Genomic DNA, 14,544 nt, shown 5'->3' with positions numbered 1-14,544 from the left:
ATTACTTATAGACGGCCCGATAAAATACGGATGACGAGTCCATGTATCATTAACATAAATATCTTTAACAAGATCTATAGCGAAGTATTGACCATCAAAAATGATCTTGAGCTGAATTCTGAAAATCAACTGATAACTAAGTATAAGACTTCTACTTCTGAAGATTATAAACAGGCTATTGTTTTGATTTTTAAAGAACGTGGCTATACACGTTTGGAAATAGGTCAATTACTTGGGGAGCCAAAAGCTTCATAAAATACCGATTAAACAAAGCTTGGATATAACATCCAGGCTTTATAAAAAAGTACCTAGCTGTTACCCTTGTCCTGATTTTTTTACTCTAAAACGTTCTTTCATCTTATGACACTTACGCCACCTTAAGTTTATTTACCGTCTTAAATCTGTAAATAACTCATCACTGTCTAGTGATGTGGTGTAGTCGCTTGTGTGTTGTATATATCACATCACTAGCCTATCTGAAAAATTAAAAAACAGGCTATGTTTATGTTGTCTAATGTCCGAGAACAGTGGTTCTCTAACATCCGTGGGGATGTACTTGCTGGATTAGTCGTCGGTCTTGCACTCATCCCTGAAGCCATCGCATTTTCAATTATTGCAGGTGTAGATCCTAAAGTCGGTCTATACGCATCTTTCTGTATAGCCGTCGTGATTTCTTTCGTAGGCGGTCGTCCAGCTATGATTTCAGCAGCTACAGGGGCTATGGCACTGCTCATGGTTACTTTGGTCAAAGAGCATGGGCTTGAATACCTGCTTGCAGCAACAATTTTGACGGGTGTAATTCAAATAATGGCTGGCTATTTAAAGCTCGCCAAGTTAATGCGATTTGTATCTAAATCTGTGGTTATTGGATTCGTAAATGCGTTAGCAATTTTAATTTTTATGGCTCAGCTGCCTGAACTGATTAATGTGACCTGGCATGTATATGCTTTAGTTGCTTTAGGTTTGGCGATTATTTATCTCTTCCCTATGATTCCCAAATTAGGAAAATTATTGCCTTCTCCACTTGTCTGCATCATTGCAATCACATTACTGGCAATTGCTCTAGGAATTGATGTAAGAACTGTGGGTGATATGGGATCGTTACCTGACACACTTCCAATGTTCTTGATTCCAAATATTCCTTTGAATATTGAAACATTGATGATTATTTTGCCTTATTCAGTCGCACTGGCGGCTGTAGGTTTACTTGAATCGATGATGACAGCAACCATCGTGGATGAAATGACAGATACACCAAGTGATAAATTCCAAGAATGTAAAGGACAAGGTATCGCGAATATTGCTTCTGGCTTTATGGGGGGGATGGCCGGTTGTGCCATGATTGGTCAATCCATGATTAACGTGAAATCGGGTGGTCTTACACGCTTATCAACATTCTCTGCGGGTATTTTTCTTCTTATTCTGGTTGTATTTATCAGCGATTGGCTCAAAGTGATTCCAATGGCTGCATTGGTAGCGGTAATGATCATGGTCTCTATCAGTACCTTTGAATGGAGTTCTGTCACTCAGTTAAAAGATAATCCTAAGAGCAGTAATATCGTCATGATTGCGACTGTGATTGTAGTTGTTGCTACGCATAACCTGGCTTTGGGTGTGTTAACAGGCGTATTACTTTCAGCTTTGTTCCTAGCGAATAAACTTGAAAATGATATCCAAGTAATAGCATCTTTTGAAGGAACAGCCCGTTTATATGATTTGAGAGGTCAGATCTTCTTTAGTTCTTCTGAAAAATTCATGCAAGGGTTTGACTTTAAAGAGAATGTAAAGGATGTGATTATTGATTTGACCCATTCTCACATTTGGGATGTAACATCAGTCGCCATGCTTGATTCTGTTGTAAATAAATTCCAAAAGAATAGTGTGAATGTCACTGTGCGTGGCTTAAATGAAGCCAGCTCTATCATGATTGATAAGTATGGAACACATGCCAGAATCTAAGTGCAGGAGATTTTACGTTTATGTAGAATCTCTAAAATTAACATAATACACGTTATACGAATCTAAAAATGGGAGCCTTTAGCTCCCATTTTTACTATATTTTTTAAAGTTTTAGGCGTGTTGTACAGTGAGTTTTAAGCCTAACGCATTTACTACACGATTAATCGTATCAAAACGTGGTGCTGAATCATGACGTAGGGCTTTGTAGAGTGCCTCACGCCCAATCCCTGCTTCTTTAGCAATTTGAGTCATGCCACGAGCTTTAGCAATAACACCAAGTGCATGGGCTAATTCAGCTGGATCATTATCTTCAAGAACCATATTGAGATACATCACAATGTCTTCTTCAGTTTTGAGTGACTCAGCCATATCAAAACTTGGTAAATCAGCGACTTTAACCATTTTAATCCTCCAATGTTTTCGATAATTTGACTGCACGATCGATGTCTTGTTGTTGAGTCGATTTATCTCCTCCACCAAGCATTACAATCACTACGTCACCATGCTGGATGTAATACATTCTCCATCCAGCACCGAAGAATTCTCTCATTTCCCAAACGCCATCTTGGAGAGGCTTAATGTCTCCCCAATTTCCACGTTGAACCTTATCTAATCTACGATTCAGACGAATACGGGTCATATTGTCTTTAATGCCATCTAACCATTCATCAAATTCTGGCAGACGTTTAATTTCAATCATGAGAATTCCTTATCTTCTCACTATATTGTATTCGATCGAATACAATATGCAAGTAGTCTATACGGACATCCATTAATTTCGTATAACAGCCATTATGTTAAATGGGGAGTGATTTAGTGGAATATTCTTTAATTTTTTATATGAAAGAAGATACCTTGAATCGTGTCAAAAGAAGCATAGATTTTTTATCCATACCTCTAGTGTTCATTCTTTATAGTAAAATTTTAATCGTTAAACCCACTAAAGCAGAACCGATGATGACTCTGAGCACACTTTGATTAAATTTAAATAATGCGACTACAGCTAAAATTGCAATAATGGCAGAGATATAATCAAAATTCCCTTCAAAACCCTGTGGCCAAAGCACGTGGTAACATAAAAAGAGTGCCAAATTTAAAATTACGCCCACCACGGCAGCGGTAATGGCGGTTAAAGGGGCAGTAAATTTAATTTGATTGTGTGTGGACTCTATAACAGGTGCTCCGGCTAAGATAAAGAAAAATGAGAAAATAAAAGTAAACCACGTGACGATGATTGCACCTAATGCACCTGCAATAAATTGATGTTCAGCACCCAACAGCGAATGGTTATAAGCTGCTAAGAAGCCGACAAAAGCCACCACCATGATCAATGGGCCGGGAGTACTTTCACCTAGAGCTAGTCCATCAATCATTTGAGTTGGTGTCAGCCAGTGATAAAAACCGACGGCCCCCTGATATATGTAAGGCAGAACAGCATAAGCTCCCCCGAATGTCATAAGAGCAGCTTTAGTAAAAAACCAAGCAAGTTGAGTATAAGAATGACTCCATCCAAAAATTGCTGTTAAAGAGATGAGCGGAATTGCCCATAAAAGTGCTGAAATTACAGTTATTTTGATCAGATGAGACCATTTAAAAACAGCATGTTCAGGTGTAGGGGTATCATCATCAATAATTGCACGTCCATAGGATTTTTGACTGGACTGATGTGCATTTAGCTTAAATAAATCAGGATACTTTTTACCGACCAAATAACCCGATATCGCTGCACATAAAACGATTAAAGGGAAAGGAATATTAAAAATAAATATTGCAAGAAAAGCGATAACTGCAATCGCCCATAGAAATTTATTCTTTAATGAACGACTGCCAATACGATACGTGGCATGAAATACAATTGCGGCAACTGCGGGCTTAATGCCATAAAACAAACCGGCAATGATCGGGACGTCGCCATATTTCACATAGACCCAAGACAGCCCAATGAGGATAAAAAGAGAAGGTAGAACAAATAAAACCCCTGCAACGATGCCACCTTTGGTTTTATGCATTAACCAGCCAATATAAGTTGCAAGTTGTTGAGCTTCGGGGCCGGGTAAGAGCATGCAATAATTCAATGCGTGCATAAAACGCTGTTCTGAAATCCATTTTTTTTCTTCAACTAACTCTTGGTGCATAACAGCGATTTGCCCGGCAGGGCCACCAAAGCTAATGAATCCCAGTTTTAACCAAAATTTGAATGCTTGCCAAAAGCTGATAGATTCAATTTCTGTTTCATCTATTAAAGATGACTTATTATTCATGTTAAATTCCTTTGAAAGTCTGCATATAAGCCATCAAAAATATGGTTTGAAAGATGGAGTAATTGATCATCATCTGTGATCGTGCTTCTTAAGCCTTGCAAGATTTTTTCAATGCCTAAGGCTTCGGCAGGCTCATTTCCCCCAACATCTAAAAAATGAACAATTTCAGCGATTTTATTTAAAGCAGGGGTTTGTAATTCAAAGCTATGCATTAACACTTCAAAAGTGACTAGATGATTGATATGGGTAAATTGGGCATCATCAAAATCAAAACCTAAGGTATCTTTGGGGCAATCATTGGGATGCTCTAACCAAATAAATTTTGCCTGAGGGTCTACAAATTTCTGAATGATCCATGCCGATGCCAAACGGTCAACCCAAGGACGCTTTCTGGTTGCCCAGATTTTATTTTGAAAATCTTGCTTGCATAGGACTTTTAATTGCTGTTCAAAATTATTGGGTTCATCGTATTCACCTAACCGGGCAATAACTTGTTCTAATCGGGTGAGTTCATTCAGTGTTTTGCTTTGATGAGTATTTGGGAAAAAATCTATTTCTATCAGTGAATTGAGGTTTTTTCTTAATTTTCGAATCTGTTTGAGATGTTCTTTTTTCTTATTTTCCTCAAGCGTATTTTGTATTTGTGAAATTTCAGTTCTCAGTTCTTCATATTCTCCAGTCCTGTCGAAAAGTTGAGCAAGGTCTAAATGTGCAGGAGGTTCAGTCTGAAAGATATAGGCATGCCCATGTTCATTAAGATGATCATGAACAACAGACTCGAATTTTTCAGAATGTGCTTCGGGTAAGAGGTAAACACCATCTCTTAAAGTTGCTGCACCATTTGACTTTAATGAACGCCAAATTCGCATTCTTGCGGTTGTGCTTTGACTGGGAAGTGATGAGATCAGTAATGATATTTTCATGTTATAAAATCAACAAATTTTGTTTATCTTATAACAATTTTAAAGGATTAAAAATAGTTTTCCTTTAATAAGAATATATGTAAAAGTCATAAAAGATTTTTCTATCCTTTAATAGTAAATTCAACAGATGCTTATAACTTAGCAGTTTGTAAAATAGAACTTTATAAATCTACTCATCTAGGAAATGCACATGGTCTGGCTTATTGCTAAGTACGCTCTAACTGCTGGAATGGTCATACTTATTTCAGAAGTTGCTAAACGTAGTGACCGTCTAGGCGGATTGATTGCAGCCTTACCTATCGTAACGATACTTGTGCTGATATGGATGAAACTTGAGAATCAAGACCCGCAGAAAATTTCAAATCATGCTTGGTATACCTTTTGGTATGTAGTACCGACATTACCTATGTTTTTAGCATTCCCAATACTTTATCAGCGTTATGGATTTTGGCTATCTCTAGCCATTTGCTACGTAATGACCATTCTTCTTTTTCTTGCATGGGCAGCTATATTGCACCATTTCGGTATTGATTTGCTGTAAATGAACTAGGGGCATGAATGTTAGTTTTTCTAAAATTAACATAATACACCTTATACGAAATGCGTTATAATTATCTATATAAATCAATGCTGTAGTTACATGATTTTAGCCCACATACCCTCTGGTGGGCTTTTTTTATGATTTTTCACGTTCCACGTTTAATAAGTGAGCGATGTTCCACGGCTTTGATAAGGCCAAGTGAATAATCAGGAAGCCTGGTCTTTTTCTTTTTGGCGTTCATCCAGCTCTTTCTTCAGCGCCTTTTTATCCTGGTACGATGCAATCAGCATGATCGGGATCAGCATCGGGGCCACAATAATTCCCAGGGCAATGTCTTTCAGTTTCGGCATGATCTTTCTCCCTTAGTCATTATCAAAAACAGCATTCAGCACACGGCCAAATAAGCCACGTTTTTTAGGTTGTGGCATAGCAGTAGTTGTTTGCTGAATAGGCTTATCTTCTATTGGCATAACTTGTGACGACTGTACAGTTTCTTGTAAGTCTGTAGTTGTACGAACTTGTTCATTTGTACTGTCAGGCTTACTGTCAGGCTGAATATTTTTAGGTGTATAACCAAGTGCTAAGGTTAGATTGTCAATCTTATCTTTAAGTTGCTCAATCTCCTTATACATACGTCTTTCACGCTCTTCGGCAACTGACTTATCGTGCCGTAACTCTTCAATTAATTGTTTGTACAGTTCAACTGTAGTGTTGTCGTTTTCCTTACTATCAGGCTTACTGTCAGCCTGACTGTTAGGCGTACCGTAAACACGTTGCATTTCACTAAAATCAATCACTTTTCGATTCTTCGCATCAATTTCATAACTGATAGAACCGTTCTTCATACGATCATAAATTGATGTACGGGCAATTCCATATTTTTTAGCTAATTCTGCAACAGTAAATTTAGGCATAGTTCTTTAATTATGTTTTAGTCCCTCATTACATGAACTGTAATGTACTTAAGCCTTAAAACCTAGATTTTTAAGATGTGGAAGAAGTTGTTTTTGCTGTGTTGGATCTCTGAGCATATCTTTAATTTTAATCGCTAATTCTTCATAGCTTTCACCTTGATTTGCTAAATGAGACAGTTCATGTAGACGAGATAGCTGATTTCCAAATAAGTTAATTTGTGCATCATTCATTTGATAAAAAGATTGCTTGATAGTGTTAGTTTGTTTAGATGGTCGAGCTTTAGACTTAATAGAGAACTGGATATCAGTAATCACTCTTCCTTTCTTAAATTGCTGATAATCTACAGTTATATCAGTATGTTTGTTGATTTCACTAATTGCTTTGTCTAATACATTAGACTTGAAATTAGACATAGTTGAATACTCTTCAACACCAAGTCCAAGCTTTGATCTTAAATCATTGATACTGTATTTTTCAGTCTTAGCAACGCTTAACCACTTAATAATAAGTTCATATAATCGAATACTATATTTGCTTTTAAAGTCAGAAACTTGCTCGATATAGTATTTTGTGAATTGTTCACTTAATTTACTAATTAAGCTAATTACTTCATGACTAAGATATAAAACAATCAAACCGCTCTTATCAACATAGGTCACTTTATTAACCCAATTAGCCGTTGAAAGTGCTTCTATGCCCTTATACCTATCTAAATAGCTAAACTCTCTTCGCTTTAACGTTTTAGAAGCATCTTTAAGTAGGGCATAAGCATTATTGCTATCCACTTTAAATTGATGGATATAGTCGCTCACAGATATTTCTATCGGGGTATCTGGGGAAAGATTGTTTGATTCTCTAGCTTCAACTATTGCTAGAAGCATAATCCGTTGCTCTATTAGGGATAAATTGAAAGAGGCATCAATAAGAGCATTATCCTTTACAACTAACTTATTGGTATTTGTCATAATTCCAAGGTTACTTATTAATCTAACTAGGTTATATACCGCCTAATTTAAATAGTCAATAATTTAACTATTCAAATACCCCTTAAACCTATCTTTATAACCCCTTAAACCTATCTTTATAACCCCTTAAACCTATCTTTATAACCCCTTAAACCTATCTTTATAGCAATTTAAGATATTAATTTTAAATATTTTTTTAAAGTCTAAAAGCATTTAAAAACTTTAAAATAATTAAAAGCACAGGGAGTGAAAAATTGCCCTTGGTTTTCGCTACGCTCAAACTCTATTGAATCTCGCTTTCGCTCGATTCGTCGGGGCAATTTTTTGGCTCATCTCGTTGTGACTTTAATAAAAAGCAAAAGCACGATGAATTCGCTTCGCTCATAGAGCTTTTTTACTCGCTGCGCTCGATCTAGACTCAATTTTCTGCATGTAATTTACGCTTATTTAGGCTTCACAGCCTAAAAAGCTGTTTTTCAGAGGGTCTAAGCGCGAATTTCAGCGATTTCACTCGTAGACACTCGTTCTGTACCTTCCAGTGTGAATTTGAGCTTAAATCGCAAACAGGCAGCATTTAGAGCCACATTTAAAGAGGATTCAGATTAATTCCTTATCATTTGTTCCATGATCAAATTTAAATTTCTCAGGTCGCTTCTGTAGATTTTCAAGATTTCTTTGAGCATTCGTTATTTTTTGGCTAGAACTAGAAGCAGTATCCAGGTCCACTGATTTTTCTATTTTATTTGAATGTGGCTTTTTTTCACTGATTCCCATTTTGCTCAAATTTCGTAAAACTGAACTGTAAGAAATATTGTTCGCTAGCTCAGGTAAATCAGCGTGGATTTCCTTAATTGTATAACCAGATTCCAGCCGTTTTTCTATTTCTGGTAATACAGATATGATGAATTTCTTTGCGCCATGTCTGGTGACCATAATGACTTCCTCTTTCTTTAATTTATGCAATTATGTGCAACTATATGCAATTAAGAGCTTTTATATGATTTTATATGAAATTATCTGCAGCTATAAGCTTTTAAATGGTTTTTATTCATTTTGATGTGCAATTATATGCATTTATGTGCAATTGAACTTTCAGTGATATTGGCAAGATGTGTAATGTTATATAACATGGCAAGCCTTGGTTATATAAATTACCCGACTTATTCGCTTTCAGCTCAACGTGGCATCTTGTCCTGCGGAGCTTTTGGCATAGCCAAAATGTACTGGAAATCAAAAAAATGACTGAACAAAAAAAGCCGAAACGGATACGCCAAAAAGTAATTCAAGTTGTGGTAACTGAAGCTGAAAAAAAGAAAATTGAAGAAAGTGCGGCCCAGGGAAATTTGTCGGCTTCTCAGTATTTGCGTGATTTAGGATTGGGTTACCAACCTAAAAGTCTGACTGATATAAAGACAATCCAGGAAATTCGCAGCCTAAAATCAGATATGAATAAAGTGGGTGGACTACTGAAAAACTTGATGAATGGGGAGCTGACTGATCCGAAAGAGATCAGATCTAAAGTAAACGGGCTGCTGCTGGATTTTTCTAAGAATCAAAATTCGATTGATCTATTCATTTCTAAAGTCAGATCAGCGGTCAAGTTTTAAAAAGTGTAAGGTGTGTGACCTTGTATAGTGGCTATTCATTTTATAAATAACAAAAGGCTCTACATGAGAAAGATTATCAGTTATCCTTCATGCAGATCAATAATGTTGTGAGTTCGGTATGAATGCTCATGTAGCACATTTGGAACAAATTTTAACCATTCATCAGTTAAGCAAAAAGTTTGGCTCACGTTTTGCTGTCAACAAAGCTACATGGTGTGCAGCAAGTGGAGAGATTATTTGCCTACTCGGGCATTCTGGCTGTGGTAAAACGACGATGCTACGGTTAATTGCAGGCTTGGAAACCCCAACCAGTGGCTCAATTTCCCTTGAAAAAAATATCCTATGCGATGAGCAGCACTGTCTACCTGCCGAAGCGCGTAATATTGGTCTGGTTTTTCAAGACTATGCCCTGTTTCCACACCTGAATGTACTGGAAAATGTCATGTTCGGTCTGAAAAATCTCCCTCGAAACCAGCGACAAGCAGTTGCAGAACAAGCCTTAAAGCATGTGTCTATGCATCACCATATGCACAGTTACCCCTATACTTTATCGGGTGGTGAACAGCAGCGCGTTGCCTTGGCACGTGCCTTGGCACCTAAACCTCATGTCTTGCTGATGGATGAACCTTTTTCTAATCTGGACCATCGTTTACGCGATCAGATTCGCAAAAGTACGATTGATCTTTTAAAAAAGACTGAAACCACGACCGTGATTGTCACTCATGATCCAGAAGAAGCCCTGCAGATAGCAGACCAAATTATCTTGATGCATCAGGGGGAGATTATTCAAATAGGAACCCCTAAACAACTTTATTTTCATCCTTCTACTCTGTTTGCTGCCCGTTATTTTTCTACTGTGAATGAAATACCTGCTCAACGACGAGACACCCAGCTCGAAACAGTTTTTGGTTGTGTAGCAGTCCCTGAAAACCTGATCGAGCTTAAACAGCCAGTTTCCTGCTATTTCCGTCCACATCAGCTTCAGGTAAGCCGAACGCCTAAAGAAAATGCTGTGGCTGCAAAAGTTATTCGAGCCAGTTTTATGGGAAGTAGCTATCAGTTACAGCTGCAACTTGAATCTGTCTCGTCTCTTTTACTGGCTCAGGTCGATCATTTAGATAAATTTTATGAGTATGAACAGGTCTATGTATCTATAGATTTAGCGGCCAGTTTTTTCTTTGCCTCTGGTGCAGAACTTAGTGCAAGTCTTACATCTGAACTTGAACCAGCCGTTCAGTTTTAAATTTTTATAAAGGAAACATGAAATGAAGCTTCTTCCGAAAGTTTTTTTAACTGCTCTGGTTGCCTGTGGTGGCAGCTGGACGCAAGCAGCTGAAGTAAACCTCTATACGACGCGAGAACCTGTTCTGATTAAGCCGCTGTTAAATGAGTTTAGCCAGAAAACTGGGGTAAAAGTCAACACGGTGTTTATCAAAGATGGTTTACTTGAGCGTGTTAAAGCGGAAGGAAGGCGCTCGCCTGCAGATGTAATGCTCACCGTTGATTTTGGCAATCTGGTCGATCTGGTCGAGGGTGGTTTGACCCAGCGTGTAGATTCAAAAATCCTAAATAGTGCGATTCCTGCCAACTTGCGTGCTGCAAATGGTCACTGGTATGCACTGTCCATGCGTGCACGTGCCGTGTATGCCTCCAAAGACCGTATTCCCCTTAGTGCTATTTCTTATGAAGATCTGGCCAACCCAAAATGGAAAGGCAAAATTTGTATCCGTTCCGGCAGTCATCCTTATAATACGGGTTTAATTGCCGCCTATATTGCGCATCATGGCGAAAAGCAGGCTGAAAAATGGCTGCGCGGTGTCAAAGCAAACTTAGCGCGTTCTGCGAGTGGGGGCGATCGTGATGTGGCCCGGGATATTTTGGGGCAAATCTGTGATATCGGTATCGCAAATACCTATTATGTCGGTACGATGCGTACAGGCGATGCAAGGCAAAAGCGCTGGGGGAATGCGATTAATGTCGTTTTACCAACATTTAATAATGGAGGCACCCATGTTAATGTTTCTGGTGCAGTCGTATCCAAATATGCGCCAAACCGTAAAGAAGCCGTCCAGTTAATCGAGTTCCTGGCATCCGATCATGCTCAAGCCATCTATGCAAAAAGTGGCTTTGAATATCCAGTGAAGCCTGGCGCTAAAATTGATCCAATCATTGCCAGCTTTGGCAAACTGAACGTAGATTCAATTCGTTTAAGCGATATTGCCCGCCACCGTAAAACGGCCAATCAACTGGTTGATAAAGTACAGTTTAACCACTGAGCTTTCTCCTGACTTATAGGGGGCACCACTCAGCTCCCTATAAGAACCGATTAATTTTATCTCTTATAAAGCCTATTCTTTCAATGTCAAAAATTAAATTTGTGTTTGGTTCATTATTTTCACTTAGTGGACTATTAACGCTACTTGCCTGTCTACCAGTCATTGCATTGCTCTGGACAGCTTTGCAAGGCAATAGTGAGATTTGGGAACACCTGATCCAGTATGTGATTGGACCCACCCTCCTCGAGACTTCTTTGCTTCTCCTGGGGGTCGGAATACTGACTATTTTGATTGGCACAGGAAGTGCCTGGATTGTGACAGCCTATCAGTTTCGTGGCCGTGCATTTTTAGACTGGGCTCTGTTGTTACCACTGGCAGTTCCTACCTATATCATTGCTTATAGCTATATTGATATTTTGCATCCGATTGGCCCGGTCCAGAGCCTGCTCCGCGAAGGTTTGGGTTTAGATATGCAGCAGCTGTGGTTTCCGAATATCCGTTCCGTCGGGGGAGGAATCCTTTTATTAAGTTTCGTGCTATATCCTTATGTCTACTTAAGTACACGTGCCATGTTTTTAATGCAGTCCGCGAGTCTGATAGACGTCGCACGTAGTCTAGGTTTAAAACCGGATCAGGTCTTTTTGCGCGTTGCAATTCCACTTGCCCGACCTGCTATTGCGGTCGGTACCAGCCTGGTTTTAATGGAAACGATTAACGATATTGGTGCCACTGAATTTCTTGGAATTAAAACCCTAACCTTGTCTATTTATTCCACATGGATTAATCAGGCAGATTTGGCCAGTGCTACACAGATTGCCATTTTTATGCTGATCATTATTACGCTTCTCGTAGTCGTGGAAAGACTGGGGCGACGCAGACAGCGTTATATGAACTCTGCCCAACGTAGCCGACTTATGCCTGCACAGACCGTTGCAGGGGTCAAAGCCTTAAGTTTATTTGTGATGGGTTTGATTCCGATCGCTATTGGCTTTCTTGTTCCTTTTAGCCATTTGCTGGCAGAAGCCTATAAACGTTTTCAGTATGCAGGCTTTTCTAATGACTTATTACAAGCCGCAATAAATACCGTGACTTTATCTAGTATTGCGACATTGGTGACACTGATAAGTGGTTTCTTGATAGTGAGTGCCGCACGTTTTAGTAAAAATACCTTGTTTAGCCGAATCTCAAGTTTAGGTTATGCCATTCCCGGTACCGTACTGGCGATTGGTCTTCTGCTGTCATTAGGGGTAATTGACCATGCTCTAGCAGATTTTCTTGAGTTTAAACTGGGCATTTCTGCTGGATTAATCTTTTTAGGCACCAGTTTTACTTTAATCTATGCCTACACTATTCGTTTTATGGCCATTTCGATTGGTGGTACTGAGTCGGGTTACAACCGGATCAATAGTGTACTTGATGATGCCGGACGTAATCTGGGACAAACCAAATTGGGAATCTTATGGCATGTCCATTGTCCACTTTTACGCCCTGCAATTATTTCGGCTGCATTATTGATCTTCGTAGATTGTATGAAAGAGTTGCCGGCGACTTTGTTATTAAGACCACTCAACATGGAAACGCTCGCCACACAGTTATATGCAGAGGCTTCACGAGGCACTTATGAGGATGGAGCCATAGCAGCATTACTCATTGTTTTGGTTGGACTGATACCAGTTATTTTACTCGCTCGAATGAGTAAAAATAATACATAAAAATCTATACCCACTTAGATTTTATCAGCTCCTTAGTTTTTTGAAGAGCCTTTTTCTGGGCGAATCCCCCCTAAAAATAATAGGATCTAAAAGTAGAATTTTCTCTTAAGATACGAGCAGGAGATTCTGCATGAAAACATCTAAATTTACTGATAGCCAGATCATGTCCATTTTGAAGCAGGCTGAATCTGGGACACCCGTATTAGATTATTTATTGTTGATCCACAATTTGTAAAAGAAAGCCTGGCTTGATTTATATAGCTCTCGATTGAGGGCTATTCGCTATAACCAGATTCGAGAATCATGATGAAGCATTTAGGATTTGTCGGAAAAAGTACAGAACATCTTGGATATACACATGTTGAAATTATTAACAGTTCTCTCCGACTGTCTTTCAACGTGCCATTAAAGAATAATCCTGAGGAAGTCTTTAGAAAAATGGTAGAAAGCAACTACGATTTATTAATGGCGACCTCATCAGAAATTTCGTTTGAATTAGACCATGAAATAATTGAAAATTTAGAAAAATTAATTAAAAAACAAGGTATTGAGTTGGAGGAATTTATTCAGGATACGTTGGTTAAATTTATCAATCAAAACCAATCAGATACTGCCCACTAATTACTATATTCAGGCAATAAAAAACCCCGGCATCCTGCCGGGGTTTTTCATATTGGGTTGCTAAGTATGACTCCTGTCTTACCTCACGTTCCTGGTGCGATCTTTCTTATTCTTGTTGTTTGGAACATCCTGTTCTCTATGGCTTCATCATAGGAAAATTCACCTATCCTGGACAGCCGTAAAGAACCGGAATTTACGTAAGCCTAGGCGTACAAAATAGCCTAAATTTTATCCCCAGCAATTGGGGATAGTTTTGGAACCTGGATCCGCATGAAATGGGCACCGATCGCCAAATTGATCGTTTTTTAACCAAATTTACTGGCAAAATGTTACAGATTTGCTTAAAAACTCACCAACTTATTACAAAAGCCAATTTTTGTACGTTTTGTGATCAGGTTGAAATTTTCAAGTTATTGATATTTAAGTTAATATACAAGTGTACTTCGTATAACCGCCATTATGTTAAATAGATAGCAGTTGGGAGATTATTTATTCTTTCAATAGACAAAAACTTGCGGAATTTTTCTTAATTTGTAATCCTTGCGGCCAAGGGTGTCTAGCGTAGCTAAGACAGGTATTCGTTATAGTCGGGCCGCTATAATACGGATGACGAGTGCCTGTATGTTTAACCTAAATATCTTTAACAAGATCTCTAGCGAAGTTTTGGGGCTGGGCAGTTGTATTTTGGGGTGGTTGGGGGCGGGTACGGGTGGGGGGTTTTGTTGGAGTGGGGTGGGGGCGGGGGGGGGGGGGGGGGGGGGTGT

Annotated in this window: 16 protein-coding genes; 8 read left to right on the top strand and 8 right to left on the bottom strand. The window is 38.7% G+C overall.

The window, feature by feature from the left end; translation table 11 throughout:
* Positions 1–45: 45 nt before the first annotated feature.
* Both ACIG3F_RS15200 and ACIG3F_RS15195 read left to right on the top strand, forming a co-directional pair.
* Complete coding sequence (locus ACIG3F_RS15200) at positions 46–255, top strand: hypothetical protein (protein ID WP_396470435.1); 210 nt, start codon at positions 46–48, stop codon at positions 253–255.
* A gap of 249 nt (positions 256–504) precedes the next feature.
* Positions 505–1,959, top strand: a complete 1,455-nt coding sequence (locus ACIG3F_RS15195) for a SulP family inorganic anion transporter (RefSeq protein WP_019838442.1) — start codon at positions 505–507, stop codon at positions 1,957–1,959.
* 111 nt (positions 1,960–2,070) lie between these two features.
* Here the strand turns inward: ACIG3F_RS15195 and ACIG3F_RS15190 are convergent, their stop codons facing one another.
* The 4 genes from ACIG3F_RS15190 to ACIG3F_RS15175 all read right to left on the bottom strand — a co-directional run bounded on the left by ACIG3F_RS15190 (position 2,071) and on the right by ACIG3F_RS15175 (position 5,143).
* Positions 2,071–2,361, bottom strand: coding sequence for an addiction module antidote protein (locus ACIG3F_RS15190; RefSeq protein WP_060875721.1), 291 nt, complete (start codon positions 2,359–2,361; stop codon positions 2,071–2,073).
* Position 2,362: 1 nt separating this feature from the next.
* Positions 2,363–2,659 carry a type II toxin-antitoxin system RelE/ParE family toxin gene (locus ACIG3F_RS15185; protein ID WP_005175534.1) on the bottom strand — a complete coding sequence of 99 codons (297 nt, stop codon included), beginning with the start codon at positions 2,657–2,659 and terminating at the stop codon, positions 2,363–2,365.
* Positions 2,660–2,870: 211 nt separating this feature from the next.
* Positions 2,871–4,220 carry a chromate efflux transporter gene (chrA, locus tag ACIG3F_RS15180; protein ID WP_396470433.1) on the bottom strand — a complete coding sequence of 450 codons (1,350 nt, stop codon included), beginning with the start codon at positions 4,218–4,220 and terminating at the stop codon, positions 2,871–2,873.
* On the bottom strand, positions 4,217–5,143 hold the full coding sequence (locus ACIG3F_RS15175; protein ID WP_005098232.1) for a chromate resistance protein ChrB domain-containing protein: 927 nt from the start codon (positions 5,141–5,143) through the stop codon (positions 4,217–4,219). The genes chrA and ACIG3F_RS15175 overlap by 4 nt, the downstream gene beginning before the upstream one ends.
* 190 nt (positions 5,144–5,333) lie before the next feature.
* Between ACIG3F_RS15175 and ACIG3F_RS15170 the strand changes: the two genes are divergently transcribed.
* Positions 5,334–5,684: a DUF3147 family protein gene (locus ACIG3F_RS15170; RefSeq protein WP_004644745.1), complete on the top strand. Its 351-nt coding sequence runs from the start codon at positions 5,334–5,336 to the stop codon at positions 5,682–5,684.
* A gap of 206 nt (positions 5,685–5,890) precedes the next feature.
* On the opposite strand, the gene ACIG3F_RS15165 is transcribed toward ACIG3F_RS15170, so the two are convergent.
* From ACIG3F_RS15165 to ACIG3F_RS15150, 4 genes are all read right to left on the bottom strand, one after another.
* Positions 5,891–6,034: a hypothetical protein gene (locus ACIG3F_RS15165; RefSeq protein WP_396470432.1), complete on the bottom strand. Its 144-nt coding sequence runs from the start codon at positions 6,032–6,034 to the stop codon at positions 5,891–5,893.
* 12 nt (positions 6,035–6,046) lie between these two features.
* Entirely contained in the window at positions 6,047–6,598 is a 552-nt protein-coding gene (locus ACIG3F_RS15160) for a plasmid replication DNA-binding protein (protein ID WP_253148890.1), read from the bottom strand.
* A 48-nt stretch (positions 6,599–6,646) separates the two neighbouring features.
* Positions 6,647–7,564, bottom strand: coding sequence for a replication initiation protein RepM (gene repM / locus ACIG3F_RS15155; protein ID WP_005098643.1), 918 nt, complete (start codon positions 7,562–7,564; stop codon positions 6,647–6,649).
* 597 nt (positions 7,565–8,161) lie between these two features.
* Positions 8,162–8,497 (bottom strand): hypothetical protein, encoded by a 336-nt coding sequence (locus ACIG3F_RS15150; protein WP_342039589.1) that lies wholly within the window; start codon positions 8,495–8,497, stop codon positions 8,162–8,164.
* A 305-nt stretch (positions 8,498–8,802) separates the two neighbouring features.
* Here ACIG3F_RS15150 and ACIG3F_RS15145 point away from each other — a divergent pair, with 305 nt between their 5' ends.
* The 5 genes from ACIG3F_RS15145 to ACIG3F_RS15125 all read left to right on the top strand — a co-directional run bounded on the left by ACIG3F_RS15145 (position 8,803) and on the right by ACIG3F_RS15125 (position 13,780).
* On the top strand, positions 8,803–9,171 hold the full coding sequence (locus ACIG3F_RS15145) for a plasmid mobilization protein (protein ID WP_342065210.1): 369 nt from the start codon (positions 8,803–8,805) through the stop codon (positions 9,169–9,171).
* 118 nt (positions 9,172–9,289) lie between these two features.
* Positions 9,290–10,414, top strand: a complete 1,125-nt coding sequence (locus ACIG3F_RS15140) for an ABC transporter ATP-binding protein (RefSeq protein WP_342039591.1) — start codon at positions 9,290–9,292, stop codon at positions 10,412–10,414.
* 22 nt (positions 10,415–10,436) lie between these two features.
* Positions 10,437–11,447: an extracellular solute-binding protein gene (locus ACIG3F_RS15135; RefSeq protein ID WP_342039592.1), complete on the top strand. Its 1,011-nt coding sequence runs from the start codon at positions 10,437–10,439 to the stop codon at positions 11,445–11,447.
* An 83-nt stretch (positions 11,448–11,530) separates the two neighbouring features.
* Positions 11,531–13,159: an iron ABC transporter permease gene (locus ACIG3F_RS15130; RefSeq protein WP_342039593.1), complete on the top strand. Its 1,629-nt coding sequence runs from the start codon at positions 11,531–11,533 to the stop codon at positions 13,157–13,159.
* A gap of 303 nt (positions 13,160–13,462) precedes the next feature.
* Complete coding sequence (locus ACIG3F_RS15125; RefSeq protein WP_228254635.1) at positions 13,463–13,780, top strand: hypothetical protein; 318 nt, start codon at positions 13,463–13,465, stop codon at positions 13,778–13,780.
* The last annotated feature ends 764 nt before the right edge of the window (positions 13,781–14,544 follow it).

Source organism: Acinetobacter sp. NPDC052428 (assembly GCF_044547685.1).
GTDB lineage: Bacteria > Pseudomonadota > Gammaproteobacteria > Pseudomonadales > Moraxellaceae > Acinetobacter > Acinetobacter lwoffii_G.
The sequence above is the reverse complement of the archived record's forward strand: the minus strand, read 5'-3'. Positions and strand labels throughout refer to the sequence as shown.